27 protein-coding genes are annotated in these 25,844 nt (G+C 33.4%); 9 read left to right on the top strand and 18 right to left on the bottom strand.

Features of this window, described 5'->3' with window-relative positions:
• Positions 1 to 8: 8 nt before the first annotated feature.
• Complete coding sequence (locus AC5ZCW_RS11710) at positions 9 to 881, top strand: M48 family metalloprotease (protein WP_496119964.1); 873 nt, start codon at positions 9 to 11, stop codon at positions 879 to 881.
• A gap of 198 nt (positions 882 to 1,079) precedes the next feature.
• Positions 1,080 to 1,955: a M48 family metalloprotease gene (locus tag AC5ZCW_RS11705; RefSeq protein ID WP_496119962.1), complete on the top strand. Its 876-nt coding sequence runs from the start codon at positions 1,080 to 1,082 to the stop codon at positions 1,953 to 1,955.
• A gap of 57 nt (positions 1,956 to 2,012) precedes the next feature.
• On the opposite strand, the gene AC5ZCW_RS11700 is transcribed toward AC5ZCW_RS11705, so the two are convergent.
• From AC5ZCW_RS11700 to recF, 12 genes are all read right to left on the bottom strand, one after another.
• Entirely contained in the window at positions 2,013 to 2,393 is a 381-nt protein-coding gene (locus AC5ZCW_RS11700) for a PH domain-containing protein (protein ID WP_095929421.1), read from the bottom strand.
• 62 nt (positions 2,394 to 2,455) lie between these two features.
• Entirely contained in the window at positions 2,456 to 3,193 is a 738-nt protein-coding gene (locus AC5ZCW_RS11695) for a DUF4184 family protein (protein WP_496119960.1), read from the bottom strand.
• An 89-nt stretch (positions 3,194 to 3,282) separates the two neighbouring features.
• Positions 3,283 to 4,104 carry an energy transducer TonB gene (locus tag AC5ZCW_RS11690; protein WP_496119958.1) on the bottom strand — a complete coding sequence of 274 codons (822 nt, stop codon included), beginning with the start codon at positions 4,102 to 4,104 and terminating at the stop codon, positions 3,283 to 3,285.
• A gap of 159 nt (positions 4,105 to 4,263) precedes the next feature.
• Positions 4,264 to 4,815 carry an RNA polymerase sigma factor gene (locus AC5ZCW_RS11685; RefSeq protein ID WP_281633811.1) on the bottom strand — a complete coding sequence of 184 codons (552 nt, stop codon included), beginning with the start codon at positions 4,813 to 4,815 and terminating at the stop codon, positions 4,264 to 4,266.
• Positions 4,806 to 5,912, bottom strand: a complete 1,107-nt coding sequence (locus AC5ZCW_RS11680; protein WP_343544929.1) for a glycosyltransferase — start codon at positions 5,910 to 5,912, stop codon at positions 4,806 to 4,808. The genes AC5ZCW_RS11685 and AC5ZCW_RS11680 overlap by 10 nt, the downstream gene beginning before the upstream one ends.
• Positions 5,913 to 5,996: 84 nt before the next feature.
• Positions 5,997 to 6,611: an FMN-binding negative transcriptional regulator gene (locus tag AC5ZCW_RS11675; RefSeq protein ID WP_496119956.1), complete on the bottom strand. Its 615-nt coding sequence runs from the start codon at positions 6,609 to 6,611 to the stop codon at positions 5,997 to 5,999.
• Positions 6,612 to 6,675: 64 nt separating this feature from the next.
• Positions 6,676 to 7,689: a UDP-N-acetylmuramate dehydrogenase gene (gene murB / locus AC5ZCW_RS11670; RefSeq protein ID WP_496119954.1), complete on the bottom strand. Its 1,014-nt coding sequence runs from the start codon at positions 7,687 to 7,689 to the stop codon at positions 6,676 to 6,678.
• Between the two features lie 108 nt (positions 7,690 to 7,797).
• On the bottom strand, positions 7,798 to 8,901 hold the full coding sequence (locus AC5ZCW_RS11665; RefSeq protein WP_496119952.1) for a pyridoxal phosphate-dependent aminotransferase: 1,104 nt from the start codon (positions 8,899 to 8,901) through the stop codon (positions 7,798 to 7,800).
• 158 nt (positions 8,902 to 9,059) lie between these two features.
• Positions 9,060 to 10,106, bottom strand: coding sequence for a glycosyltransferase (locus tag AC5ZCW_RS11660; RefSeq protein ID WP_496119950.1), 1,047 nt, complete (start codon positions 10,104 to 10,106; stop codon positions 9,060 to 9,062).
• 74 nt (positions 10,107 to 10,180) lie between these two features.
• Positions 10,181 to 10,918, bottom strand: a complete 738-nt coding sequence (locus AC5ZCW_RS11655) for a hypothetical protein (protein ID WP_496119948.1) — start codon at positions 10,916 to 10,918, stop codon at positions 10,181 to 10,183.
• Positions 10,919 to 10,963: 45 nt separating this feature from the next.
• The gene (locus AC5ZCW_RS11650; protein ID WP_496119946.1) at positions 10,964 to 11,641 is read right to left on the bottom strand and encodes a DUF2461 domain-containing protein; all 678 of its coding nucleotides are present in this window, start codon (positions 11,639 to 11,641) and stop codon (positions 10,964 to 10,966) included.
• Positions 11,642 to 11,836: 195 nt separating this feature from the next.
• Positions 11,837 to 12,916, bottom strand: coding sequence for a DNA replication/repair protein RecF (gene recF / locus AC5ZCW_RS11645; protein WP_496119944.1), 1,080 nt, complete (start codon positions 12,914 to 12,916; stop codon positions 11,837 to 11,839).
• Between the two features lie 242 nt (positions 12,917 to 13,158).
• Here recF and AC5ZCW_RS11640 point away from each other — a divergent pair, with 242 nt between their 5' ends.
• The 7 genes from AC5ZCW_RS11640 (at position 13,159) to AC5ZCW_RS11610 (ending at position 20,292) form a co-directional block, all read left to right on the top strand.
• Positions 13,159 to 13,938 (top strand): tetratricopeptide repeat protein, encoded by a 780-nt coding sequence (locus AC5ZCW_RS11640; RefSeq protein WP_177212178.1) that lies wholly within the window; start codon positions 13,159 to 13,161, stop codon positions 13,936 to 13,938.
• Positions 13,939 to 14,016: 78 nt separating this feature from the next.
• On the top strand, positions 14,017 to 14,589 hold the full coding sequence (ribH, locus tag AC5ZCW_RS11635) for a 6,7-dimethyl-8-ribityllumazine synthase (RefSeq protein WP_343544936.1): 573 nt from the start codon (positions 14,017 to 14,019) through the stop codon (positions 14,587 to 14,589).
• Positions 14,590 to 14,725: 136 nt separating this feature from the next.
• The gene (locus AC5ZCW_RS11630; protein WP_496119941.1) at positions 14,726 to 15,406 is read left to right on the top strand and encodes a DUF6624 domain-containing protein; all 681 of its coding nucleotides are present in this window, start codon (positions 14,726 to 14,728) and stop codon (positions 15,404 to 15,406) included.
• A gap of 159 nt (positions 15,407 to 15,565) precedes the next feature.
• Positions 15,566 to 17,506, top strand: coding sequence for a DNA mismatch repair endonuclease MutL (gene mutL / locus AC5ZCW_RS11625; RefSeq protein WP_496119940.1), 1,941 nt, complete (start codon positions 15,566 to 15,568; stop codon positions 17,504 to 17,506).
• On the top strand, positions 17,503 to 18,315 hold the full coding sequence (locus tag AC5ZCW_RS11620) for a rhomboid family intramembrane serine protease (protein ID WP_343544939.1): 813 nt from the start codon (positions 17,503 to 17,505) through the stop codon (positions 18,313 to 18,315). The genes mutL and AC5ZCW_RS11620 overlap by 4 nt, the downstream gene beginning before the upstream one ends.
• Before the next feature lie 42 nt (positions 18,316 to 18,357).
• Positions 18,358 to 19,221 (top strand): rhomboid family intramembrane serine protease, encoded by an 864-nt coding sequence (locus tag AC5ZCW_RS11615; RefSeq protein WP_496119937.1) that lies wholly within the window; start codon positions 18,358 to 18,360, stop codon positions 19,219 to 19,221.
• 18 nt (positions 19,222 to 19,239) lie between these two features.
• Positions 19,240 to 20,292 (top strand): endonuclease/exonuclease/phosphatase family protein, encoded by a 1,053-nt coding sequence (locus AC5ZCW_RS11610; RefSeq protein ID WP_281633799.1) that lies wholly within the window; start codon positions 19,240 to 19,242, stop codon positions 20,290 to 20,292.
• Here AC5ZCW_RS11610 and AC5ZCW_RS11605 read toward each other — a convergent pair.
• The 6 genes from AC5ZCW_RS11605 to AC5ZCW_RS11580 form a co-directional block, all read right to left on the bottom strand.
• On the bottom strand, positions 20,289 to 20,903 hold the full coding sequence (locus tag AC5ZCW_RS11605; protein WP_343544941.1) for a WbqC family protein: 615 nt from the start codon (positions 20,901 to 20,903) through the stop codon (positions 20,289 to 20,291). The genes AC5ZCW_RS11610 and AC5ZCW_RS11605 overlap by 4 nt on opposite strands.
• 124 nt (positions 20,904 to 21,027) lie before the next feature.
• Entirely contained in the window at positions 21,028 to 22,608 is a 1,581-nt protein-coding gene (lepB, locus tag AC5ZCW_RS11600; RefSeq protein WP_343544942.1) for a signal peptidase I, read from the bottom strand.
• 57 nt (positions 22,609 to 22,665) lie between these two features.
• Positions 22,666 to 23,367, bottom strand: coding sequence for a 4-hydroxy-tetrahydrodipicolinate reductase (gene dapB, locus AC5ZCW_RS11595; protein ID WP_177212186.1), 702 nt, complete (start codon positions 23,365 to 23,367; stop codon positions 22,666 to 22,668).
• 40 nt (positions 23,368 to 23,407) lie between these two features.
• Positions 23,408 to 23,968 carry a DUF5683 domain-containing protein gene (locus tag AC5ZCW_RS11590; RefSeq protein WP_177212187.1) on the bottom strand — a complete coding sequence of 187 codons (561 nt, stop codon included), beginning with the start codon at positions 23,966 to 23,968 and terminating at the stop codon, positions 23,408 to 23,410.
• A complete protein-coding gene (locus tag AC5ZCW_RS11585; RefSeq protein ID WP_281633797.1) occupies positions 23,968 to 24,870 on the bottom strand; it encodes a ParB/RepB/Spo0J family partition protein in 903 nt (300 codons plus the stop codon). The genes AC5ZCW_RS11590 and AC5ZCW_RS11585 overlap by 1 nt, the downstream gene beginning before the upstream one ends.
• Before the next feature lie 5 nt (positions 24,871 to 24,875).
• Positions 24,876 to 25,643 carry a ParA family protein gene (locus AC5ZCW_RS11580; protein ID WP_008464569.1) on the bottom strand — a complete coding sequence of 256 codons (768 nt, stop codon included), beginning with the start codon at positions 25,641 to 25,643 and terminating at the stop codon, positions 24,876 to 24,878.
• Positions 25,644 to 25,844: the final 201 nt, after the last annotated feature.

Here is a 25,844-nt window from a genome sequence, read left to right as displayed (position 1 = left end):
TAAAAACCATGAAAAAGAGAATTATTGTATTAGGAGTTTTATTTGCAATTTTAAGTTTAACTAAAACAAATGCGCAGATACTTTCAGATAAATCGATGGGGGCTTTAGGAAAAGGTGTTTCAGGATTTACTTTTAGTGATGCAGATGCAGCCGCTTTAGCTAAACAATCTATTGCAGAATTGGATGCAAATAATCCAGTTGCGGGCCCAAAAGATGGGTATTCAATTCGTTTAGATCGTTTGTTTGGAAAACATACTACTAGTGAAGGAGTTACTTTAAATTATAAAGTGTATCTAGTAAAAGATATAAATGCTTTTGCATGTGCTGACGGAAGTGTTCGTGTATTTGCAGGTTTAATGAATATCATGGATGATAATCAATTACTAGCCGTTATTGGTCATGAAATCGGACATGTTGTTAATCACGATACAAGAGATGCCATAAAAGCTGCTTATAAAAAAGAAGCTTTGCTAGATGCAGCGTCATCGCAATCAGGAAAAATAGAAACCCTTACCCAATCTCAATTGGGGCAACTAGGAAGCGCTATGATAGATAGCAAACACAGTAGAAAACAGGAATCTGAGGCAGATAGCTTTTCTTACGATTTTATGAAAAAAAATGGCTATGATGTTAATGCGGTAGAATCGGCTTTTAGAATTCTTCAAAATTTAAGCGAAGGAGCAGAGGCATCTTTTATGACTAAGATGATGAGTTCTCATCCTGATTCTGGAAAAAGAGCAGATACAGCAAAAAAGCAAGCAACAAAAGATGGATTGTATCATGCTTACGAACAGCAGAAAATTGATAATACAGCTCCTGTAACACAAACGAAGAAAGCAACTACTACAACAAAGAAAAAAAGCACAGCAAAAAAGAAATAAGCAATACAGGATTCAAAACCGGTAAACCAAAAAAGTTTACCGGTTTTTTCTTTTTACGATAGAATCAAAATCCACTGTAGGTTGATTATCAGCTCATAAAAATGTTTTATCTTTATTTGTTGAAAAACAAGTTTTGTGTGAAATTAAAATAGCATTTTGTTATGCTACATTTGTTGTTAAATTGTAATTATAAAAAATATGAAAAAGAAATTTATAATAGTAGGACTTTTATTTACAGCATTTGGTTTAACTAAAATGACTGCACAGATTAATTTTGGCGATAAAGCAATTGGAGCAGTTCAAAAAGGAGTTACAGGTTTTACTTTCAGTAATGCCGATGCGGCAAAATTATCTAAAGAAGCAGTAGATAAATTAGATGCAGAGCATGAAATTGCTGGACCAACCGATGGTTATACTTTAAGATTAAATCGTGTTTTTGGAAAACATGCTTCTGGAGACGGATTTACTTTAAACTATAAAGTATATAAATTGAAAGAAGTGAATGCTTTTGCAACCGCAGATGGAAGCGTTCGTGTTTATTCTGGATTAATGGATATTATGGATGATAACGAGCTGGTTGCAGTAATCGGACATGAGATTGGGCACGTAGCAAACAACGATTCTAGAGATGCTATTCGTGCAGCTTATCAGAAGGAAGCTTTAATGGATGGAGCAGCTTCTCAATCGGCGACTGTGGCAACTGTAACAGACAGTCAGCTTGGGAAAATTGGAAGCGCAATTATTGATAGTAAATACAGCCGTAAACAAGAGTCGGAAGCAGATTTGTTTGCTTATAACTTCATGAAGAAAAACGGTTATGATGTAAATGCTGAAGAATCGGCTTTTAGAATTTTGGCAAAAATGAGTGAAGGATCTCAGGCTTCATTTATTGATCAGATGATGAGTTCGCATCCTGATTCTAAAAAAAGAGCAGATGATGCTAAGAAAAGAGCAGAAAAAGATGGTTTGTATAAACCGTATGTTCAACAGAAAATTGTAAATACAGTTCCTGCAACTACCACTAAAAAGGCAACTACAACCACAAAGAAAACAACTACAACCAAAAAGAAATAAGAGTTGTTTCTTAAAGTATAAAACCCAGCAAATTTCTGTTTGCTGGGTTTATTTTTTTTATCCTAATACATGAAAAGCAAGAATCTTTTGCACTTCATAAACATTAACCGATTTATTGAATTGTTTTACAATGCTCGGGTGTTGTTCGCTTGAAATCCAGATTTTTAGTTCAGCATCCAAATCAAAAGTTCCTGCAGTTTCTACGCTGAATCTCGTAATGCTTTTGTAGCCAATAGATTTATATTCTGTTTTACTTCCTGTGATTCCTTGTACATCTACTAAGATTAATCTTTTATTGGTAAAAATGAAGGTGTCACGAATAAGTTTGAATCCCATTTCGATTTCTTCATTTGCAGTTAAAAGCTGTCCGTATTTTTTAATTAAATCTTCTTGGCTTACTGAACCTGCATTGCCAAGAATGGCTGAAAATATTCCCATTATTCTGTTTTAATTTAGTTAAAGTGATTTCTGTTTTGAAGGAGTAAATGTAGTGGATTTTGTTAATTTTTTTGAATTGATTTGAATTTAATTATTAGCGGAATCGCTGTTATTGAAAGTAAAAAAGATGCTATAAAGGACACAACTAAATTTCCAATGTTCAGAGCTTTTGGATTTATTATGAATCTCGTGAATAAAATTACTATTGTAAACAAAATCGCAGAAATCCAATAAAGTTTGTTGATTGAGGTTTGAGAAGTAAATTTTATTGGAAGCTTAATGAAAATTATTAATAGGATAATAGTTCCAATAATGGTACTTAAATGCTGAGCTATTTTCCATAGCGGAATTTCATATCCAAAAATTGGAATTGTGTTTTGTAAAGTTTCAATGTGGTTGACAAAAAAGCCATGTTTATGTGTAAAAGCATCCCAAAAAATATGAGAGAATATTCCAATTAATAAAGAAATTAAGACGATGAGCCAATTTCTTTTAAAATAAATATTCCAATTGAAATCTGTGAAAACTAGAATTCTGTTTTTTATGAATGACGGTAGATTTTTAAATAAAAGATTTCGGATTAGATTGTGAAAGAGAAAAGTTAGCAAAAGGGCAAGAGGTAAATCAAACCAAAAAATACCATTTAAAGTATGACTATAATCGCTTTTAACTTTCATTCGGAGGAAATATTCAAAATCAGGAGTTAAGCTTCCGATTATTAATGCTGTTATGGAAAACCATGATTTTGGTAAATATCTCAAGGGAAGAATTATTGCAGGATGGGAAAAAGTGAAGGGCATTGAGTTGGTTTTTTAATTTTGATTAATAAATTAAATGTAACAAAAAAAGCAGAACCTAAGTTCTGCTTTTGCTTTTCAAAATATTTATATTATTCTACTTCTGTTTTTATTGTGATAGGAAGGTTATATGCTGTTCTCACTGGTTTTCCGTCTAGAATTCCTGGAGCCCATTTTGTTTTTAATGATTTTAAAACTCTAATGGCTTCTTTTCCCATTCCGTAACCTGGATCGTTTTTAACAATAATGTCAGTGATCGATCCGTCTTTTTCAACGACAAATGAAACATACACTCTTAGTGTTTTTTCTACGTCAAGTTCTGGTCTGTGGAAATTGTTTCCAACATACTTGTAAAACTGAGCAATTCCACCTGGAAATTCTGGAAGTTTATCCAAAATCGCAGTAGAAACGGGATCATTGCTTGGTGGTGCAACCGAAGCAACTTCGCCATTTCCTCCTCCTGTTGTAGGTAAGGTATTAGTAGCAGTTCCTGTTCCAGAAGCATTTTCTACAACGGGTGCATTTTCTGTATTAGGAGCGATTTCCTTAACAGCTTCTTTTGTTGTTACTACTACAGGATTGGTTAATTGAACCGCTTCTGTTTGGCTTGCTGCAGTTTGTTCAACCATAGGAGCAGGCGGGGCAGGTGGTGGTGGCACAACAGTTGGATCAACGTGTACAATTGTAGGTTCGTAAATCCTAGGTTCTGGTTCGACTTCAACAGACGAAGTCTTTAATTTGCTAATAAGTACGGGTGCACTTCCTAAAGCCGTTATTAACAATAAACCCATAAAGAGAGCTGTAACAGAATTTTTGGAATTCTCCTGGCGTAATTGATATGCGCCATATTCTTTGTTTTTGTTCTCGAAAACAAGATCGGTCCACTTGTTTTCATAAATGCTTAATTTAGACATAATTTTTGGGTTTTAAGGTTAAGTAACTTTAAATCATACGCAGAAAAGGTTTAGGTTTGAGCTAACAACGTAAATGTTGTAGTTTTTAATGTTTATTAAAATGTATTGTTTTTAAGAATAAATATGAGAATAATTTATTCTTTGATTAAAGATAATAAATTATCTATTACGTTCGATAATTTCGGCTAATAATTTTTTAGCGCGCAAAAGTTTTACTTTAACGCTACTTAATGGTTCGTCAATCTTAGCAGCAATTTCCTGATAAGACATTTCCTGAAAATAACGAAGCTGAATTACTTCTTGATAGTGTGGTTTGAGTTCTTTGATGCATAAGAGCAGACGGGAAAGATTCTGTTCTTTAATTAAAGCATCTTCTGCAGATGGAGTAGGATCGGCAATGTTGTATGCCTGCTGGTCTTCGTTGTCTGTGATTTCTATAAAAAGATTAGTTTTCTTTTTTCGAAGTAAATCGATATAGACATTTTTTGCAATGGCAATAAGCCAGGTGTTAAACTGAAACTCTGAATTATAAGAGGCTATTTTGTCAAAAGCCTTGGAGAAAGTTTCTATTGTAATATCTTCTGCGGTAGTTTCGTTTTCGGTACGTTTGAGCATAAAAGCATACACCTCATTCCAATAATGATCTAATAAAAAAGTAAAGGCGATCTGATCGCCTTTTTTTGCTTTTTCTATTTTAGAATTTATTTCCAATATACCGGTTTTGAAAAGATATTAGTTATAAAGATATTAATTTGCGTTAATATAAGCGCTATCTCAACAACTGGAAACCAAATTTTAATATCTTTTTCTTTTAATTTTCCTGCTGAACATCCAATTACGATCCATACAACAGTATAGCGAGTTGCTAAAATTGCCAATACAGCGATCCATTGAAATTGAAATGCTAATAATATAATAACTAAAATAAAGAAGAATAATTGTGAAAGGAAAAATAATCCCAGCTGCATTTTGTCAAAAAACTTATAATGCTCTGCTGTAGAAATGTGCCTTCTTTTTTGAGTAAACCATTCTTTGTATGTTTTCTTAGGTTCTGAATAGGTAAAACTCTCAGGTGTATAAGAAATGGTGGTGTTGGTTTTATTGGCTGCCTGATTAATGAACAAATCGTCGTCGCCAGAACGAATCTGAATATGGTCAATAAAGCCATTTACTTTAAAAAACTCTTCTTTTTTATAAGCAAGATTTCTACCGACTCCCATATATGGAAGACCCATTTTTGCCCATGAAAAATATTGAATCGCAGTTAAAATTGTTTCGAAACGAATGATTTTGTTTAGGAATGAACGCTCTACTTTTTCGTAACCTCCATAACCTAAAACGATTGTTTTGTTCATGGTAAACTGTGAAGTCATAGAAGTAATCCAATCTTTAGAACTCGGAAAACAATCAGCATCTGTAAAAAGTAAATAATCTTTTTTGGCAGCTTTTATTCCAAGCGTTAAGGCGTATTTTTTGTTTCCCCAAAAGGCTTCGTTATTTTCAACTTTTACCAAACGGATATTAGAAAATTCTTTTTCAAATTCTTCAAAAACCTCAAGAGTTTCATCGCTGGATGCATCGTCTATTAGAACAATTTCAAAATCAGGATAATCTTGCTGCGCCAAAAGCGGAATATATTTTTTTACATTCTCTTCTTCGTTTTTTGCACATACAATTACAGAAACAGGAAGATTCTTAGGCTTCACATGCTGAGGCTTGGCAAATGCAAATTTTCCAAAAACTCCGAGATAATAAAAAAGTTGAACTGCAACTACAGCAATAAAAAAGTAAAATATGTATATAAGCATCTGATTTATTTGATTCTATTAATTTCACGTTTTGCGACTGCAAATGTACTTATCAATTCGCTAAATTCAATAGCTAAAACCGATTTACTTTCGGCATTTTGACATTTCTTTTGCAACAGCAATAGACTGAGGGTTTTCGGTTTTTTCCAATTCCGAAATTATGTTTTTGTAATTAAGGTCGTCTCGATTTTGGGAGAGTTTTTTGGTTGCTTGAATTTCTTCAATTTCTATTTCAAAACCAAATATTCCTCGGGCTTCACGCATTGTTTTTTCAGATAAATCTTCAACACGTACAGGGTTTTTAGAATTTACTTCGTATTTGTCTACAAGCTTTTTTAATTGTTCTACCGAAGTTTCGTAATCAACAATCTTGATTTTTCCATAAACATGTACGGCTATATAATTCCAAGTCGGAACATTTTCATGATCGTACCAAGAGGAAGAAATATAACTATGCGGACCTGTAAAAACAGCCAAAACCTGATCGTTTGCTGCAAAACCTTCTGCTTGAGGATTCAGTTTTGAAATATGTCCTTGCAAGATTTCTTTTCCATCAGCATTCACTTCCAATTCTATCGGAATATGTGTTGCACATAATTTTCCGTTAGTTTGATTAATCAGGATTCCGAAACTATTTTCTTTTATAAAAGCTCTGATTTCTTCCTGATTTTCGTTTTTGTATAAATCTGGTGTATACATTTTTCTTTTTTTAGGTTCAAAGGCTCAAAGTGACAGAGGTTCAGAGATTTTGGAGCCTAAATTTCTAAATCACGTTTACTTCCGCTTCAATCTGAATGCCGAATTTTTCAAAAACGGTTTTCTGAACTTCTTTTGAAACGGCTAAAATTTCTTGTCCTGTAGCGTTTCCGTAATTTACCAAAACTAAAGCTTGATTTTTATGAACTCCCGCGTCTCCAAAACGTTTTCCTTTAAAACCTGCCTGCTCAATTAGCCATCCTGCTGGAACTTTTACTTCAGTTTCTGAAACTTCATAAAATTTCATTTCTGGAAATTTCTGGTGGATTTTCTCAAAATCTGATTTTAATAAAATCGGATTTTTAAAGAAGCTTCCGCTATTTCCTAATTCTTTCGGATCTGGCAATTTGCTTTGTCTGATCGCAATTACGGCATTACTTACATCTTTTAAAGTGGGTTCTGTAATGTTGTTTTTGGCCAATTCAGCCAAAATATCTCCATAAGAGGTATTGATTTTATGATTACGTTTCGTCAATTTAAAAACAACCGAAGTAATAATATATTGGTCTTTTGCTTCATGTTTGAAAATACTTTCGCGGTAGCCAAAATTACATTCCGCATTGTCGAAAGTTTTCATTTCCTGCGTTGCGATATTCATGGCTTCGCAAGAAACAAAAGTGTCTTTTATTTCGGTTCCGTAAGCGCCAATATTTTGCACTGGAGTTGTACCGACATTTCCCGGAATAAGAGACATGTTTTCTAATCCGCCAAAATTATTGTCGATGGTCCAAAGAACGAAATCGTGCCAGGTTTCTCCTGCTTGACTTTCAACCCAAACAAAATCATCGTCTTCCTTAATTATTTTTTTTCCTTTTAAGTCGATATGAATAACCAACGCTTCAATATCTTTTGTCAAAAGCATATTGCTTCCTCCGCCCAAAATGAATTTTTTCTCGTTTTTGTTTTCTGCTAAAACTGTTTTCAATTCATCAATAGAATGAACGGCAACAAATTGTTTAGCACTGGCTTCAATGCCGAAAGTATTATATTTTTTTAAAGAAAAATTGGATTGGATTTCCATAAATAAAAGGCTTTTTAAGTTCCGAAACTTCGGAAAAATTCTGAGATCAAAAGTAACGATAATAATTTATTTGAGTAGATTTTCTATAAAAAGACTTTTCTCTAGATTTTATTTTATTGCTTCAATAAATCGCTGCATTTCTTTCATAGTGCCAATGGTAATTCTGGTCCATTTTCCGTTATCTTCATAGATTTTTGTTCCTTGTATATTGTGGGCTTCCAATTGCTTGAAGAAATCTTTTTTATAATTGTCTAAAGAAAAATAGATGAAGTTTGCGTGCGAAGGAATGCACGTTAAATTAAGTTTAGTAAGCTGCTCGATGGTATATTTTTTTACTTCTTCATTCGCCGCGTGTACTTGCTGAATGAATTTATCATCATTCAGCGACGCCATCGCCGCAGCTGTTGACATTACACTGACAGACAAATTTGGAGAAGATTTTAAAGCGCTAAGTTCTTCAATTGTTGACGAAGATGCAACGGCGTAGCCTATACGAGCGCCAGCCAGACCATACATTTTTGAAAAAGTTTTTGTAATGATTAAGTTTTTATTTTCTACAACAAGATTGCTTAATGATTTTTCTTTTGTGAAATCAAGATATGCTTCATCCACAAAAACAATTACTTTTTTAGATGCTTCTTTTACAAAAGAAACCAGTTGCTCATAATCGCAAATTGTTCCAGTCGGATTATTGGGATTGCAGATATAGATCATTTTTGTGTCAGAATCAATTGCTTTTAGCATTGCAGTTAAATCATGCTTTTTATCGACAGTTAGCGGAACTGTGATTTTTTTTAAACCTAATTTCTCAGAAGGAAATGCCCAATAATTAAAGGTTGTTTCGGCCAGTATAAAATTGCCTTTCTGTAAAGCAGTAAATTGAAGAACTAAGTCTAGAATTTCTGTTGAGCCAGCGCCAAGTAAAATATTCTGGTTTGAAACATTATTTTTTGTAGCAATAAGTGCAATTAATTCGTCTGAAAGATTCCAGCCATATCGATTACTATTATTGATGCTTTTTTGCATGGCAGCGCGAGCAAGTGGAGAAGGCCCGTAAGGATTTTCATTTGATCGTAATAATATGGGTGATTCGTCTAAATCTGGAAGAATATATGTTTCTGGTGGAGTATTTGCGAATGTTTCAAATTGGCAGAGGCCTAATCCAACTGCACCTAAACCTATTTGTTTTAACCAGTTTCTTCTATTGCTCATATTACTTAAGAATTAAATTAGACAATTTATTTTAGTAGTATGTCGTTGAGTTTCAATAAAAGTTACGGCTTGTTTTTTTACCGCAAAGACACAAAGTTTGCGCAAGGTTCGCTAAGCTTTATGTCCTTGAGTAAATCTTTGCGAACTTTGCGGTTAAATTATTTTCTAGAATCAATCAATTTATGATATCGATCAGCAATGATTTTCATATTAATATCATAATTCGCGTTTTCTTCTACGAATTTTCTATTCCGAATAATAGCCTGATTTCGATATTCAGAATTCTCAAAAGACCAAATCAATTCATTGGCCAGCATTTCTGTATTGTCAATTTCAATCAATTGCCCATTTTCTCGATGCGTAATCCAACTTTGGTTTCCTGGAATGTCTGAAACTATAGGATAACATTTGCATGCCATTGCTTCAAATAAAGATGCCGAAACACCTTCGGTAATTGGCATACTGATATAGATATTCGATTGCTGTAGCAATTTTGGAAGTTCTGTATTTGGAATTCTTCCTATAAAAATTACTTTTTTTTCTATTTGTAATTCTTTAGCCAAATCTTTCAAAAACTGCAGTCTTGTTCCGTCTCCGACAATTGTAAGCGTGAAGTCAATTTCCTTTTGATGTAAAATTCCAAAAGATCTTAAAATAGAATCATGTCTGTATTCTGGCATAAGCGACCGCGTTACGATTGCTTCAATTTTGTCTGAGGTGTTTGTCGAAGGTGTGAAAAGCGATAAGTCAATTCCTTTTGGAAGGACTAGAACCTTGTTCGTGTCAACGCCAACTTCTTTCATGTGAATGGTCATAACAGGTCCCCAAGCATGAATTAAGTGCGCTTTTTTGAAAGCATATTTCTGAATGAATTTTTTAAAAGGGTATAACTTAGATTCCTCTGGCCATAAATCGGTACGGCCTTGCTGTGCAGTCGCAATGGTTTTAGATCCGGATAATGCGGCGAGAAAACCATAACTGGTGGTTCTTTCTGCAATCACCATGTCTGGTTTCTCTTTTTTAATGATTTTTCGAATAGAAAGAGGAGAGAAAAGATACTCTAAAATGCGTTTGAATCTATAATTGTTTGATGTTTGAAGTTCCCAAGTGATAATTTCAAAATCACCAAATTCCTTTAAACCTTTCATCCAGGTTATAGCATCGGGACGGTAAGATTCTCCAAGAAAAAGTATTTTCCTTTTCATTATTAAGATTTGTAAAATAAGTTTTTGATTAAGCTAGATTTTCTCATCGGTTCCATGAGAAAAGAATTTCTATTTTAAGATTGCCAGATTATTGTGCCCTTTTTGTTTTCTGGATTAAAATATTCCTTCTCTTCAGTACTTATTGCTAGTTTTAGCCAATTTTCACGATAATAATCAAAACCAATAAGAAAGAATCCATGCGGTATATCATGTTTGTATGTGTTAACTGTTATAGAGTTTTCTTTTTTCCAGTCTAGATAAGTTTTCTTTTCTCCAGGATAAAATATTGTAATTTTTTCTGAATATGAATTAGACGAATATATGTTGAAATATGCTTCGAAAAGATTTTTTCTTGTTGCAAATGCTTTCTCAATTTCTTTTCTGTTAGATTCTTGAATTGATGAGATGTCTTTTCCTAATTCAGTAATTAGGAGTAATAAATTTTTGTCGTAGATTAATCTTTCTCTGATCTTTTTTATGAGAAAGAATGAAATGTCTATAAGTTTTTGATGATCAAAATTTTTGTTTGTATATCCGCTTAATCCCATATTCAAAGCTACTGCAATATCTTTTGAAGTTATGCAGTATTCGTTGGGTGATAGATAATAGTCAAATATTCCTTTAAAAGGAACCGATTGTATTGCAAGATTTATGTTAAGATAATCTTCATCACAAAGTTTTTCGTCCTTTATTTCTTCAATTATAGGATAGAGGCAATATTGATATACATATTTCTTTGAATATTGTATTAGCTTTTTCTTAAACCAAAAAAATCTTATTAAGAATTGAAATGTTGAAAAAAGCGTTTTCATGATATCGTTTTTTAAGTTTGATTTAGAAAACAGTAATGAATAAAACTAAAATTCTTCAGTATCTAAAGCTCGGTTTATAAATTCATTTAGAGGTTTTAGGGCAATCAATTTCTGGCTTATCTTTTTCACGAAGTCTTTTTGGGTAACTTCGGAAATGTCGTATTTTTGAGTTGCGGTGAAACTTTTCAGTTTTAAGAACTCAATTGCAGGATGATCTTTTTCGTAACCACGAGGCATGCTTTTAAGCGAATTGTTTTCGTTGATGTCTAAGCTTCCGAATTCTTTTTTGAAATCTTTATTATTTAAGATTTCCTGCAAATCATCATAGAAAAAAGCAATTTCTTTACGAACTTTTTTCAGATCTTCAGATTCAGGAGAATAAAATCCGCCTGCTATAAAACTTGCGCCTTTTTCAATATGCACATAATATCCGGCGCGGTTTAAACCTTTGGTTCCTCCAGACATCCAGATTCCCAAATGCGCTTTGTAAGGAGATTTGTCTTTAGAAAAACGAATATCACGATTAATTCTAAAAGTACAATTTTTAACTTCTAATAATTCTAAAGAAGGATCAAGCGGTTTCATTGCATCTAGAAAATCGTTTACCAATTGATGGTAGTCTTTCTTGAAAACTTCATATCGTTTTTTGTTTTCCTGAAACCATTCTCGGTTATTGTTCTTTTTTAAATCGTCTAAAAATTGCAATGATTCTTTCGCTAACATATTCAGTGTTTTTTGATTGCAGTTACTTTTTTTCTAATTCGTTTTTTTAGTTTGCCACTAATTGCACGAATTTACACTAATTTATTTTCTTATTTAGCCACAGATTAAAAGATTTACACAGATTGAATCATTTTAATCCTTGCGATCTGTGGCAAAAATAATTCGCGTAAATTCGTGTAATTCGTGAAAAAAACTTTACAAATTAAATATCTTATAAGTCTGATGTGTCGATTTCACAATTGCTTCAGTTCTTTCGGGATGAGTGTCTGAGATGAAAAGCTGTCCAAACGTTTCGCTATTGACCATTTCGACAATTTTGGCAACACGGGTTTCGTCTAGTTTATCAAAAATATCATCAAACAATAAGATAGGCTTTACGCCACTTTGCTTTTTTAGAAATTCAAATTGGGCCAGTTTCAAAGCAATCAAAAAAGATTTCTGCTGTCCTTGCGATCCGAATTTTTTTATCGGATGTGAATCAATTTCAAAAGATAAATCATCTTTATGGATTCCAACACTGGTATATTGAAGTGCGCGGTCTTTATTGATGTTTTCCTGTAAAAGCACTAAAAGGTCTTTCTCAAACAAATGACTTTCATAAACCAACTGTACACTTTCTTCCGATCCCGTTATTACTTGATGGTGCTTATTAAATATAGGTATAAACTGTTCGAGAAAATCTTTTCGTTTTTCAAAAATAGACTTTCCGTAACCGTTTAATTGTTCATTATATATAGATAAGGTATCGTTGTCGAAAACATGATTTAAAGCAAAATATTTTAAAAGAGCATTTCGCTGCGTAATCACTTTTTGATATTGAATGAGTTCGTGCAGATAAGTGGAGTCTAACTGTGAAATTACGCTATCCATAAATTTACGGCGCGTTTCGCTTCCTTCAATAATCAAGTCACGATCTGCGGGTGAAATAATTACTAGCGGAATAAAACCAATATGATCTGAAAATTTATCATATGCTTTTCCGTTTCGTTTTAGCACTTTTTTTTGTCCCTTTTTTAAACTGCAAACAACTTGTTCTGTTCTCTCGTTTTTTTCGAGTTCAGCATCAATAACAAAAAACTCTTCACCGTGTTTGATATTTTGCACTGCCAACGGATTAAAATAGCTTTTGCCATATGCTAAATGGTAAATAGCATCGAGCACATTGGTTTTTCCAATGCCGTTTTTTCCAACAAAACAGTTGATTTTGATGTCGAAATCAAAACTTGCCTCTGAAAAGTTTTTGTAATTGAATAATGAGATTTTGTTTAAATGCATTTTTTAGAGACTCCAAGTATAAAAATTGCTGTTTTTGAGCAGTAAAAATTTGAGGGTGCAAATTACCGAAAATTATCGATATAATTGGCTTTGGAGGTGTTTCAAACTGATTTATTTTAGCGCTTTCGCGAAAGGACAAGTGAAATGCAAAAATATTTTTTTTAAAATAGTGATAAAATTGAAATTTTTTACCTCAGTTTCAATAAAAATTTTATTTTTGCCGTTCACTAAATAAATTTTAAATGGCAACTTACAATAAAAGAGGATATAAGACACCAAAAGAAAAGGAAGTAAAAGAAGTTACTGAAGAACAACAAGTAATTATTGACGAAAAAGACAGTACTACAGCTGGAGTTTTCTCAAAATTAGATGAGACGGCTTCAAAAACTGAGGACTGGGTGGCTAAAAATCAAAAAATCATTATTGGTTTAGTTGCTGGTATTGCAGTTGCAACAATTGGATATTTGGCTTACCAAAAATTCATTGCAACTCCTAAGCAAGAAGAAGCTGCAAGTGAGATGTTTGTTGCACAGCAAAACTTTGAAAAAGCTGTAAACGGTGTTTCTAGCGATTCATTATTCAAATTGTCATTGAATGGTTCTGAAGGTAAATTCGGATTTATTAAAATTGCTGACGAATATTCTGGAACAGATGCTGGAAACTTAGCAAACTACTATGCTGGTATCGCTTACTTAAATACTGGTAAATTTGATGAGGCAATTAAATATTTAGGTGAATTTAAATCTGAAGATGTAATCTTAAGTGCTTTAGCAAAAGGTGCTACAGGAGATGCTTACTCTCAAAAAAATCAGCAAAAAGAAGCTTTGGATTTTTATGTAAAAGCTGCTGAATCTAACAAAAACGATTTTACAACGCCTCGTTTCTTATTAAAAGCTGGAAAAACTGCTTTAGCTTTAGGGCAAAAAGAAGATGCATTGAAATATTTTAATGACATTAAAGATAATTACGACAGTACTCCAGAAGCAGCATCTGTTGATGCTTTGATTGGATTAGCACAATAATTATACTATTTGAGTTCAGTTTTTAGATTTTAGATTCGTATTTTAGCAGTCTGAAATTTAATAACAAAAATAGTACAGATGGCTACTGAAAATAAAAATCTATCAGAATACGATAAAAACACAATCCCAAACGCGAAAGACTTTCGGTTTGGGATTGTTGTTTCTGAATGGAATGATACTATAACAGAAGGACTTTATAATGGTGCTTTTGACGCTTTGGTTGATTGCGATGTTCCTGCACAGCAAATTATCCGTTGGAATGTTCCAGGAAGTTTTGAGTTGATCTATGGAGCTAAAAAAATGCTTCAGACTCAAAATGTTGATGCAGTTATTGTAATTGGATGTGTAATTCAAGGAGAAACAAAACACTTTGACTTTGTTTGCGAAGGTGTAACTCAAGGAATTAAAGACTTGAATGTTCAAACAGATGTACCTGTTATTTTCTGTGTATTAACAGATAATAATATGCAACAGTCAATTGACAGAAGCGGAGGAGCTCACGGCAACAAGGGAACTGAAGCAGCAATTGCGGCAATCAAAATGGCATATATTCGCCAGCAGGCTTCGATAGCACACGTTTTTAATCAGCCGTTATTGACTTCAGGTGCGATTCAAATTGAAGATTCGCCGAAGAAAATAGAAAACGAATAAGCACGTTTGTTTTAAAAAATATTAAAACCTATACTGTTAAATGTATAGGTTTTTTTTATGTTTTTTTTGTGATTGTCTTAAGTTATGTCAAGTTCAGAATTATATTACATTTGAGTTGATCTTTAATTTACTTTCTATGAAAAAATTTTTACTCTACGCTTTTGTTTTATGTTTTGTTCAAAGTTATGCTCAGAAAAAAATCAATGAAAATTTGAAAAAGGAGCTCGATTCTATTATGAAATCTGATCAGATTCTTAGGGAATATATCAATTTTGATACTTCTGAGAATCGAAAACTAGAAATAGTAAAAGAACTGGGACGTGAAAATGATCCGAATTTTAGAAAAGGAATTTGGCTTGAAATGAAAAAACGTGATTCTCTTAACTTGATTAAGATTGAAGAAATTATTAAGCAGTATGGTTATCCAGGAAAAAGTTTAGTTGGCGAACCAACCAATATTGCTGCGTGGTATGTTATTCAGCACAGTTCAAAAATTGGAGAATATTTGCTAATGATTGAGCAGGAAGCTAAAAAAAAGGAAATACCTTTTACCTACTTTGCTAAAATGCAAGACCGCTATCTAACACAACAAGGAAAGGAGCAGATTTATGGAACGCAGGGTCAGATGAAACAAATAACAAATAAAGAGACAGGAAAAAAAGAGTTTTTTAATTATGTTTCTCCAATTCAAAATCCTGCTAAAGTTAACGATCGTAGAAAGAAAGCAGGTTTTACAACCACAGTTGAAGAAAATGCAAAAGAAATGGGAATGGAATACAGGGTTTATACCTTAGATGAAATCAAGAAGATGGACTAGTTTTTTTGTGTCTAACCAGCAATCATTCTGTTTTATAGATTGTTGTGGTTTTTGTTTTTTTTATGATTGTTCTTGTTCTAAAAGCCAATCAAAATTCACTAAATTTGTACTTCTTGGTTTGTAAAAACCTAATCTAAACTTTAAAACTATTATTGCTTAATGTCGAGTATTATTCAATTGCTTCCTGATCACGTTGCTAACCAAATTGCTGCTGGAGAAGTGGTTCAAAGACCAGCTTCAGTCGTAAAAGAATTGTTAGAAAATGCTGTTGATGCCAAAGCAACTGATATCAAATTAATTATAAAAGATGCTGGTAAATCTCTGGTGCAAGTTATCGATAACGGAGTCGGAATGACCGTTACTGATGCTCGTTTGTGTTTTGCCCGTCATGCAACTTCCAAAATTCGTCAGGCCGAAGATTTATTTTCGCTTGGTACAAAAGGTTTCCGTGGAGAAGCGCTGGCTTCGATCGCTGCAATTGCGCATATGGAAATGAAAACAAAACAAGATCAAGACGAACTAGGAACGCATATTGTAATTGAAGGAAGTAAATTTGTTTCGCAGGAAGTGGCAGTTTTGCCAAAAGGAACATCATTTGCCGTTAAAAACTTATTTTTTAATATTCCTGCTCGCCGTAATTTCTTAAAGTCGGATACGGTTGAATTTCGTCACGTAATGGATGAGTTTCAGCGTGTGGCATTGGCGCATCCAAATATTCATTTTAGTTTTTACCATAACGGAAGCGAAATGTATAATCTACCAGCAGCAGGATATCGTCAGAGAATTGTTGGTATTATGTCAGGGAAAACAAATGAAAAATTAGTTCCAGTAAATGAAGATACAGAAATTATAAATGTTCAAGGATTTGTTTGCAAGCCAGAGTTTGCAAAGAAAAATAGAGGAGAGCAATTCTTTTTTGTAAACGATCGATTTATAAAAAGCAGTTTCTTGCATCATGCGGTAATGTCTGCCTACGACGGATTGCTGAAAGACGGTTCTCAACCAAGTTATTTCTTGTACCTGCAGGTTCCGCCAAATACAATTGATATCAATATACATCCGACAAAAACAGAAATTAAGTTTGACGATGAACAAGCGCTTTATGCTATTTTAAGAGCATCAATAAAACATAGTTTAGGGCAGTTTAATGTTGCTCCAGTTTTAGATTTTGACCGCGATGCTAATTTAGATACGCCATATCACTATAAAGATGTAGAAGTGGGAATTCCAACCATTCAGGTTGATGGAACTTTTAATCCTTTCACAGATGATAAAACCAATCAGCATTATAGCAAAACGGCTTCAGGATCATCTGGATATAGTTCGGGTTCTTCTTTTTCGTCTTCATCAGGATCATCATCTTCTGGATCGTCGTATTCTGGTTTTTCTAAGAGGGTGGAGCCAACTGCAAGTTGGGAAAGTTTGTATGTTGGGTTAGATGTTGAAAATCCAGAAAGCACAGAAAGTTCGCCTTTTACATTTGAAAATGAAGAAGTGACTTCTTCTTTATTTGATGATGAAGATGTCGAACAAGCAACGCAGAAAACGTATCAAATACATAAAAAATATATTGTATCGCCAATAAAATCAGGAATGATTATTGTGGATCAACAGCGTGCACATCAGCGAATTTTGTACGAACAATTTTTGTTGAATATGACCGTAAATCAAGCTTCTAGTCAGCAGTTGCTTTTTCCTTTAGATTTGTTTTATTCGGCTTCAGAAATGAAACTGATTGAAGAATTGAAACCTTCTTTGGAAACTACTGGATTTGTTTTTGACGAAAGTAAAACAGATCACGTTGTAATTTCTGGAATCCCTGTAAATATTACAGAAAGTGAAGTCTCGCAGGTAATCGAACAATTATTAAGCGATTTGCAAGACGGAATTCCAGCAAACAGCTACAGTCAGAACGATACAATTGCCAAGTCGATGGCTAAAAGTTTAGCGGTTAAAACAGGATCTTATTTAACCGAAAAAGAACAAGATAATTTGGTAAACGGTTTGTTTGCCTGCAAAGATCCAAATATTTCACCTTTTCAAAAACCTACCTTCATTACCATGCGTGTTGAAGATATAGATAAAAAGTTTGCTTTATGATGAATATCACGCCAGTAGTTAAACAACTGCTAATTATTAATATTATATTTTTTATTGGCTCTCAGTTAGTGCCAGTTTCTTATGACTATTTAATGTTGTATTATCCTGAAAGTGATAATTTCAGGCTTTGGCAGATTATTACGCATATGTTTATGCATGCGCCATTGCCAAACTTTGCTCATATTCTATTTAATATGTTTGCATTATACAGTTTTGGTTCGGCTTTAGAGCATTTTTGGGGAGGAAAAAAATTCTTGTTTTTCTATATCTCTTGTGGCTTAGGAGCGGCATTGCTTCATACGGGTGTAAATTATTTGCAAATACATTCTCTTTTAGATTCTGTATCTAATTTAAATTTGTCTAAATCGGATCTTCATGTAATATTAAATGCTGATTATCAGTCTCTTTTTGATTCAAATGGTAAAATGGTTCAGGGTGAAGTTTTGAATATTTTAAGCCAAGCACATTGTAATCAAGAGCAGTTTAATATATTGAGGGAAACAAGCTTCATTGTGCAATCGCCTGTTTTAGGGGCTTCTGGAGCAATTTATGGTTTGCTTACAGCTTTTGCATTTATGTTTCCAAATGCTCAACTGGCGCTATTGTTTATTCCTGTTCCAATCAAGGCAAAATATTTTGTTCCTGGAATTTTAGCAATCGATTTGTTTTTAGGTTTTAAAGGAAGTTCTTTATTTGGAAGCGGTGGAACTGGAATCGCACATTTTGCACACGTTGGTGGTGCAATAGCTGGCTTTTTAATGATGTTGTACTGGAAAAAAAATCAGTTTAATAACAACCGTTGGAATTAATTTTTAACTTTAAAGTACGAATTCTAAAATAGAAGAATTTTTATGAATATTCTAGACGATTTAAAATTACAGTATAGATTGGGTGGTATCGCTATGCGAGTTATGTATTGGAACATAGCATGTTTTATTGTATCGCTTATCTTTTTCTATCAATTTTCAGTAGGTCAGTTTGCTTTTCCGAACTGGTTGGCTTTGTCGTCAGATCCTCAGGTTTTTATGTTTAAACCTTGGACTTTTTTAACGTATGCGTTCTTTCATGACGGTTTTTTTCATCTGTTATTCAATATGATGGTGCTTAATTTTGCAAGCACCTTGTTCTTGACTTATTTTACTCAAAAGCAATATTTAGGACTATATCTTCTAAGTGCTCTTTTTGCAGGAGTAGTTTTTGCGCTGAGTTTTTATTTTTCTAATATCAGCGGTTCCATTGTTGGAGCTTCTGCTGCTATTATGGCTATTTTGGTGGCCGCAACAACTTATTCTCCTTTAATGAATGTGCGATTATTTCTCTTCGGAAATGTGAAACTTTGGCACATTACTGCAGTTATTATAATTTTAGATTTAATGCAGTTTCGTCTTGGAAATATGGGCGGACACATTTCGCATCTTGCTGGTGCTTTCTTCGGATTTGCCTATATTAAATTGCTTCAGAACGGCACTGATTTAAGTATCATTGTTTCTAAAACGTTAGATTTCTTTGCAAATCTTTTTAAAAAATCTCCTACGACCCCATTTACAAAAGTTCATAAAAATTACAAAAAACCTACAGAAAAAACGACATCAAGAATTGTTACGAAAGATAAAACGCAACAGCAGATTGATGAGATTTTAGACAAAATAAGCCAGTCAGGGTACGATTGCCTGACGAAGGAAGAAAAAGAGTTTTTATTTAAAGCTGGAAAATAAACTTGTAGGAGACTAAATATGAAAAACCTCTCTTGGTTTAATAAAATAATGTTCTTTTTGAACATAGTGCTGACTGTGCTTACATTTAGCATTTATGTTTTACCTTTTTTAGCACCTAAAAGTTTTCCGCTTTTATCGGTGCTTACCTTGTTTATGCCTGCTTTTTTTGTGGCCAATATACTTTTTTTTGTCTATTGGGGAATTCAGTTTAAAAAACGGCTCATTTTGTCTGGTTTGGTTCTGCTGACCGGAATTACATTTATTAGTAAATTTTATAAGTTTTCTGGAAAAGAGTATGTCAAAGACGAAAAGGATTTCTCTGTAATGAGTTATAATGTGCGTCTGTTTAATGTTTTTAAATGGCTGGATCGAGATGATATTCCGTCAAACATTAAAGCGTTTATAGACGAAAAAGATCCAGATATTCTATGTATTCAAGAATATTCAAATTCGGCACATTTAGATTTAAAAGTATATCCGCACCGTTATATTTTTATTGATGGTAAAAAAATTAAGACAGGACAGGCTATTTTTTCTAAATTTCCTATTATAGACGAGGGAAAGATTATTTTTCCTAAGTCAGATAATAATGTAGTTTACGCTGATATTAAGCGTGGAAAAGATATTATTCGTGTTTATAATATGCATTTGCAGTCCATTAAGATATCTCCAGACGTAAGTGAGATTTCAGATGATATTGATAATGTAAATCAGAAGAAATCACAGCGTATTTATGCTAGAATTAGCAAGGGATTCACGCAGCAGCAAGAACAGGCAGAAATTTTTAAAGAGCATATCAAAAAATGCAATTACCCAATTATTATTTGTGGAGACATGAATAATAGTCCGTTTTCTTATGTGTACCGAAATATAAAGGGGAAGCTTAAAGACGCTTTTGAAGAGGCTGGAGAAGGTTTTGGCGCAACCTATAAGTTTAAGTATTATCCAGCCAGAATTGACTATATTTTTACAGATACTAAAATGAAGGTAAAAGAATTTGAAAGTTTTCCTGATTTCGAAAACTCAGATCATTATCCTATTATGACTAGACTTTCGATAGATCAGTTTTAGATTATTGTCTGTGTTTTTAAATAATCCATTGCAAATTTACCTTCGTTAAAAAGTAAATCCAAAACACTTAAATTGTTGATGAAGCCATGTTTGTCGTCAAATACTTGAGTGTATTTCTCGAAAGAATTAGTGTCTTTTTTTCCATTTGCTAAGTGTCTGAAATCGGTAAAATTGGCAACTTCATGAAAATATTCTGTTGTTCTTCCAAATTCCAGTTTCATTCGAAGGCATTTCGTAACAATGTCTAAAACTTCGAAGTTTAAATCCATTAAAAATTGGTGTTTTTTCTCGAAAATAGGAATGATGTCATCTTCGAAATACTCAAAGAAAGGAGAGCTTCTATAAGCTGCTTCAAGCGATTTAAAATGCTGTTTCTGCCAATCAAATTCATTTTCGATCAAAATATCTTTTGTCTTCTGATGCGTTGCTTTAGAGTGCTTAACAGGAATATTTAATAATTGAATTCCATTTGGACTATAAATGTAAGTTCTGTTTCTATTGGTCTGTTTTTGGAAATTATCTTCCATTTCAAAAGTAATACTGTCAGATTGCGCTATAACAGCAAAATGACTAATAGAAGGGAAATAAGTTGGAAGTATTAAGGAATTCATGATTTTAATTCTTGTTTAAATGTTTCAGGTTTCAAGCTTCAAGTTTTGTGTGAACTTGGAACTTGAAACCTGACTCAAGAGCTTGCTCGAACAGGCGTAGCAAACAAAAATAACTTTTTTTTAATTACGCTTTATTCTCTCTTCTTTTTTTCCAAATAAAATCTCCTACAAAGTAGATAGCAAGAAGTATTAGGAAGTATTTAAAATAAGAGTGTGGTTGGCCTTCACCATCAACAGTTGTAAATACTCTGTTCCAGCGAATTTTATTGATGCCTTTTCCGTTAGTATCCCAGCTCATCCAGATGAAAACTGGTTTTCCTACAATATGATTTTCTGGAACGTAACCCCAATAGCGGCTATCTTCAGAATTGTGACGGTTGTCTCCCATCATCCAATAATAGTTCTGTTTGAAAGTGTATGTTGTTGCGGGTTTTCCGTTTATTAAGAATTTTGAACCTTGCAATTCTAATGTATTTCCTTCATAATTAGTGATAATTTCTTTATAAAAAGGAAGGGATTCATTTGTTAGTGCAACTGTTTTTCCTGCCTCTGGAATATAAATTGGTCCCATGTTGTCTTGGTTCCATTTATTAATGTGAGGGAAAATGTCGTTGTTGTTTCCTGTGTCAATTTTTCGGATAACTGCAGTGACACCAGGAGTGTTTTTAAATCTTTCTGCTCCAGCTTCTGTTAGGGCGCCTAAATAAAGAGTATCTCTTTTTTCAACTCTATTGCCTGCAGCATCAATTTCAGTTCTAAAGCCAGCTGGATCTGTAATGTCTAATTCTTTAAAAATTGTTTCAAAATCAATTGGTGTTTTTTGGTCTAGAGCAACTGAATAAGAATATTGAGGTTTAGCTCTTTCTGGTAAAACTAATTTTTTACCATTAATAAAAACATAGCCATCTTTTATTGATAAACTGTCTCCAGGAATACCAACGCATCTCTTTACATAATTTGATTTCTTGTCAATAGGCTTGATAACACCTGGTCTTCCTTTTGGTTCAAAGAAATAATGAACCGTATCAACAGGCCAGTTAAAAACGACAATGTCGCATCGGTTTATTTTTTCGAATGCTGGAAGTCTGAAATATGGCAATTGTGGCCAACTTAAGTAAGATTTCTTTTTAGTTAATGGAATAGAGTCGTGAACCATTGGCAGGGCAACAGTTGTCATCGGAACTCTAGGGCCATAGTTTAATTTGCTTACAAATAAGAAATCGCCAATTAGCAAAGATTTTTCTAAAGATGATGTTGGAATTGTGTAAGGCTGTACTACATAAGTGTGTACTAATGTTGCCACTATAATAGCAAACAATAAAGAGCTGACAGTATCTGCCGCTTTGTTTTCAGGCGTTAATTTACGGTCTTTATGATACTCTAATTTCTGAGTGTAATTAACTACGTAGATATAAAAGCCTAAAGTGAAAAGCCCTAAAATAGTGTCTAAAGTTGATTTTTTACCAAAAGTTCTTAATGTCTCAATCCATACAACTGGAAACATGATTAAGTTGATAATCGGAATAAAAAGCAAGATAGTCCACCAAGTAGGACGCCCGATAATCTTCATTAAAACGATAGAATTGTATACCGGAATTGCTGCTTCCCAGCTTTTTCTTCCCGCCGCCTGATACAGTTTCCAAGTACCAAGAAAATGAATAATCTGAACAGCTAGAAAAAATACGAACCAAGAGTATAAAGTCATAATATTGTATTTTAAGTTTCAAATTTAGGAGGGAATGTAATCCTAAATTGTATCGATTTATTGTAAGTTTAAAACGTCTTTCATTGTGAAAATTCCTTGTTTTCCTGCAAGCCATTCGGCAGCAATAACAGCGCCAAGAGCAAATCCTTCGCGGTTATGAGCAGTATGTTTAATTTCGATACTGTCAATTGCAGAGTCATAAGTTACAGTATGTGTACCAGGTACTTCTCCAATTCTTTTTGCTTCAATATGAATTTCATTCTTTTTTGCTTCGTCCATTGTCCAATTTGCATAGCCGCTGTTTTCGATAACGCCTTGAGCTAAAGAAATAGCGGTTCCGCTTGGTGCATCTAGTTTATGGATGTGATGAATTTCTTCCATCGAAACTTTATAAGAATCAAATTGATTCATGATTTTGGCTAAATATTCGTTTAGTCCGAAGAAAATATTTACTCCTAAACTGAAATTTGAACTAGAGATGAATCCTCCTTTTTTCTCATTGCAAAGCGCAATCATTTCGTCATAATGTTCTAACCAACCCGTTGTTCCAGAAACTACAGGAACATTAGCGTTAAAAGATGCAGAAATATTGCTAACCGCTGCAGATGGAACGCTGAAATCAATGGCAACATCTGCTGTTGAAAGTCCGTCATAGGTGTTAAATTCATCTTTCTTTAAAACTATTTCATGACCTCTTTCTAAAGCAATTCTTTCGATTACTTTACCCATTTTTCCGTATCCTAAAAGCGCAATTTTCATTATGATTTGTTTTTTGATTTTTTAAATAGAGGCTGCTCTATTAAAACTTATAATTAAAGGTTAGTCCGACGTTTGGTTTAAATGTTACATCGTCGGGATAAATTTCTGGACGCATTGAAAGCCTTTCGTTTACATTAAATTGTATCAGTGCGGCATCAACATTGGCATCGATAATGTTTAAGACATAGAATCCGACAACAAACAAAGCAGATAAGTCTCTGTTTCTTTGGTAGAATTTTTGTCCGTCAACAAGACGGCTGTCATCCAAAAATTGATATTTGTCATCGTTGTAACCTTCTAATCTTCGTTTGTAGGCGTCACGATAATCGTGGTATTTTTTATTGTTGTCTATATAGAAATATAAGCTGGTCCCGATTGCTCCGTAGACCAATGGAATCTTCCAGTATTTTTTGTTGTATGCTTGACCTAAACCAGGTAAAATAGCAGAGTAAAAAGCTGCTTTTGCTGGTGTAAGCGGGTCTATTTCTTGTAATGCGGTAGTGTCTTTTACGACTAAAACCGTGTCTTTTTTTGCTTGGGCAAAAAGAGAAACGGTTCCTGTTAGAAAGAACAATAGACCAATGGGGACAATTTTATTCACTATCCGTTTATTAATTTAATAATTCTGTTAAAGTCAGCTTCAGAATTAAATGGAATTGTAATTTTTCCTTTTCCGTTACCAGCGACTTTTATATCAACTTTTGAGCCAAAATAATCGTTGAAAGTGTGTTTTTGTGTTTCTCTAACTACAAATCCAGCATCAGCTTTAGGTTTACCATCTGCTTTTGGCTGCTGGCCTTCATGATAATTTTTAACTAAAGCTTCTGTCTCACGAACAGATAAATTTTGACTAACGATTTTTTGATAAATATCAGTCTGAACGTCTAAATCTTCAATGTTGATAATTGCTCTACCGTGTCCCATACTGATAAAACCGTCGCGAATACCTGTCTGGATAATCGGGTCTAATTTTAATAGTCGCAAATAGTTGGCAATTGTCGAGCGTTTTTTTCCTACTCTTTCACTCATTTGTTCTTGAGTTAATTGAATTTCGTCAATTAAACGCTGGTATGATAAAGCAATCTCAATAGGATCTAAGTCATGACGCTGGATGTTTTCAACCAAAGCCATAACCAATGATTCGTTGTCATTTGCAATACGAATATAAGCAGGAACATGAGTAAGTCCTACTAATTTAGATGCACGAAGACGACGCTCTCCAGAGATTAACTGGTATTTATTAAAATCTAATTTACGAACAGTAATAGGTTGAATTACACCAAGTTCTTTAATAGAAGTGGCTAATTCGCGTAACGATTCTTCATTAAAATTGCTTCTAGGCTGAAACGGATTTATTTCAATCGCACTTATTTCAAGTTCAATGATATTTCCAACAACCTTATCAGCATTTTTATCTTCTACTGATTTAATGTCGTTTTCCGGATCTTTTAATAAGGCAGATAATCCTCTTCCTAAGGCTTGTTTTTTAATTACTTTTGTCATAAAAACTATTTACTGTTTTTCTTTATAATTTCTTGTGCTAAATGAATGTAGTTTACGGCACCTTTACTTGTTGCATCATAATTGATAATGCTTTCTCCAAAACTCGGAGCCTCACTTAATTTTACATTTCGCTGAATTACAGTATCAAAAACCATATCATTAAAGTGTTTTTGAACTTCTTCTACAACCTGATTAGATAAACGTAATCTTGAATCGTACATTGTTAGCAACAAACCTTCAATGTCAAGATCTGGGTTGTGTATTTTTTGAATACTCTTAATAGTGTTCAGTAATTTTCCTAATCCCTCAAGTGCAAAATATTCACACTGAATAGGAATAACTACAGAATCTGCTGCTGTTAAGGCATTTAAAGTTAACAAACCTAAAGAAGGAGCACAGTCGATAATGATATAATCATATTCTTCTTTTGCTTCTTCCAATGCTTTTTTAAGCATGTATTCGCGGTTTTCTTTGTCAACCAATTCAATTTCGATAGCAACAAGGTCAATGTGAGCTGGGATCACATCTACGTTTGGAGCTGTGCATTTTAAAACGGCTTCTTTTGGTGTTACAGTGTGCTCAAGTATTTGATAAGTTCCGGTTTCAACTGTTTCTACGTCAATTCCAAGACCAGATGTAGCATTGGCCTGTGGATCAGCGTCGATCAACAATACTTTTTTCTCTAAAACACCTAATGAGGCAGCAAGATTTACTGATGTAGTAGTCTTTCCAACGCCTCCTTTTTGATTAGCAATAGCAATGATTTTGCCCATTTATTTTCTGAATTTTGAACCGTAAAAATACAATTATTTATGGTTTCTGAAAATCTATTTTGTTAACATTTGTGAAAGTGTGCCTAATCGGGGTTTTATGGGAGTTTGATTGAGAATAATTTTAGTTATGAATAAAATTATTAGTAAGTTTTTTAGATAATTTAGCATTTGTTTCGCTGCAAAAATACAAGAATCTAATTT

The organism is Flavobacterium sp. PLA-DH12, from assembly GCF_059511845.1.
Note: the sequence above shows the minus strand (reverse complement) of the source record. Positions and strands in the feature narration are given on the sequence as shown.

What these genes read in the sequence shown, in the direction of transcription:
- AC5ZCW_RS11585 (WP_281633797.1), bottom strand. Translation starts at nt 24,870, where the DNA reads ATGACAAAAGTAATTAAAAAACAAGCCTTAGGAAGAGGATTATCTGCC.
- AC5ZCW_RS11615 (WP_496119937.1), top strand. Translation starts at nt 18,358, where the DNA reads ATGAATATTCTAGACGATTTAAAATTACAGTATAGATTGGGTGGTATC.
- AC5ZCW_RS11680 (WP_343544929.1), bottom strand. Translation starts at nt 5,912, where the DNA reads ATGCTTATATACATATTTTACTTTTTTATTGCTGTAGTTGCAGTTCAA.
- AC5ZCW_RS11665 (WP_496119952.1), bottom strand. Translation starts at nt 8,901, where the DNA reads ATGAGCAATAGAAGAAACTGGTTAAAACAAATAGGTTTAGGTGCAGTT.
- AC5ZCW_RS11620 (WP_343544939.1), top strand. Translation starts at nt 17,503, where the DNA reads ATGATGAATATCACGCCAGTAGTTAAACAACTGCTAATTATTAATATT.
- AC5ZCW_RS11675 (WP_496119956.1), bottom strand. Translation starts at nt 6,611, where the DNA reads ATGTATACACCAGATTTATACAAAAACGAAAATCAGGAAGAAATCAGA.
- AC5ZCW_RS11650 (WP_496119946.1), bottom strand. Translation starts at nt 11,641, where the DNA reads ATGTTAGCGAAAGAATCATTGCAATTTTTAGACGATTTAAAAAAGAAC.
- AC5ZCW_RS11700 (WP_095929421.1), bottom strand. Translation starts at nt 2,393, where the DNA reads ATGGGAATATTTTCAGCCATTCTTGGCAATGCAGGTTCAGTAAGCCAA.
- AC5ZCW_RS11695 (WP_496119960.1), bottom strand. Translation starts at nt 3,193, where the DNA reads ATGCCCTTCACTTTTTCCCATCCTGCAATAATTCTTCCCTTGAGATAT.
- AC5ZCW_RS11640 (WP_177212178.1), top strand. Translation starts at nt 13,159, where the DNA reads ATGGCAACTTACAATAAAAGAGGATATAAGACACCAAAAGAAAAGGAA.
- AC5ZCW_RS11630 (WP_496119941.1), top strand. Translation starts at nt 14,726, where the DNA reads ATGAAAAAATTTTTACTCTACGCTTTTGTTTTATGTTTTGTTCAAAGT.
- lepB (WP_343544942.1), bottom strand. Translation starts at nt 22,608, where the DNA reads ATGACTTTATACTCTTGGTTCGTATTTTTTCTAGCTGTTCAGATTATT.
- AC5ZCW_RS11610 (WP_281633799.1), top strand. Translation starts at nt 19,240, where the DNA reads ATGAAAAACCTCTCTTGGTTTAATAAAATAATGTTCTTTTTGAACATA.
- AC5ZCW_RS11655 (WP_496119948.1), bottom strand. Translation starts at nt 10,918, where the DNA reads ATGAAAACGCTTTTTTCAACATTTCAATTCTTAATAAGATTTTTTTGG.
- AC5ZCW_RS11705 (WP_496119962.1), top strand. Translation starts at nt 1,080, where the DNA reads ATGAAAAAGAAATTTATAATAGTAGGACTTTTATTTACAGCATTTGGT.
- dapB (WP_177212186.1), bottom strand. Translation starts at nt 23,367, where the DNA reads ATGAAAATTGCGCTTTTAGGATACGGAAAAATGGGTAAAGTAATCGAA.
- AC5ZCW_RS11690 (WP_496119958.1), bottom strand. Translation starts at nt 4,104, where the DNA reads ATGTCTAAATTAAGCATTTATGAAAACAAGTGGACCGATCTTGTTTTC.
- mutL (WP_496119940.1), top strand. Translation starts at nt 15,566, where the DNA reads ATGTCGAGTATTATTCAATTGCTTCCTGATCACGTTGCTAACCAAATT.
- AC5ZCW_RS11710 (WP_496119964.1), top strand. Translation starts at nt 9, where the DNA reads ATGAAAAAGAGAATTATTGTATTAGGAGTTTTATTTGCAATTTTAAGT.
- AC5ZCW_RS11605 (WP_343544941.1), bottom strand. Translation starts at nt 20,903, where the DNA reads ATGAATTCCTTAATACTTCCAACTTATTTCCCTTCTATTAGTCATTTT.
- ribH (WP_343544936.1), top strand. Translation starts at nt 14,017, where the DNA reads ATGGCTACTGAAAATAAAAATCTATCAGAATACGATAAAAACACAATC.
- recF (WP_496119944.1), bottom strand. Translation starts at nt 12,916, where the DNA reads ATGCATTTAAACAAAATCTCATTATTCAATTACAAAAACTTTTCAGAG.
- murB (WP_496119954.1), bottom strand. Translation starts at nt 7,689, where the DNA reads ATGGAAATCCAATCCAATTTTTCTTTAAAAAAATATAATACTTTCGGC.
- AC5ZCW_RS11580 (WP_008464569.1), bottom strand. Translation starts at nt 25,643, where the DNA reads ATGGGCAAAATCATTGCTATTGCTAATCAAAAAGGAGGCGTTGGAAAG.
- AC5ZCW_RS11660 (WP_496119950.1), bottom strand. Translation starts at nt 10,106, where the DNA reads ATGAAAAGGAAAATACTTTTTCTTGGAGAATCTTACCGTCCCGATGCT.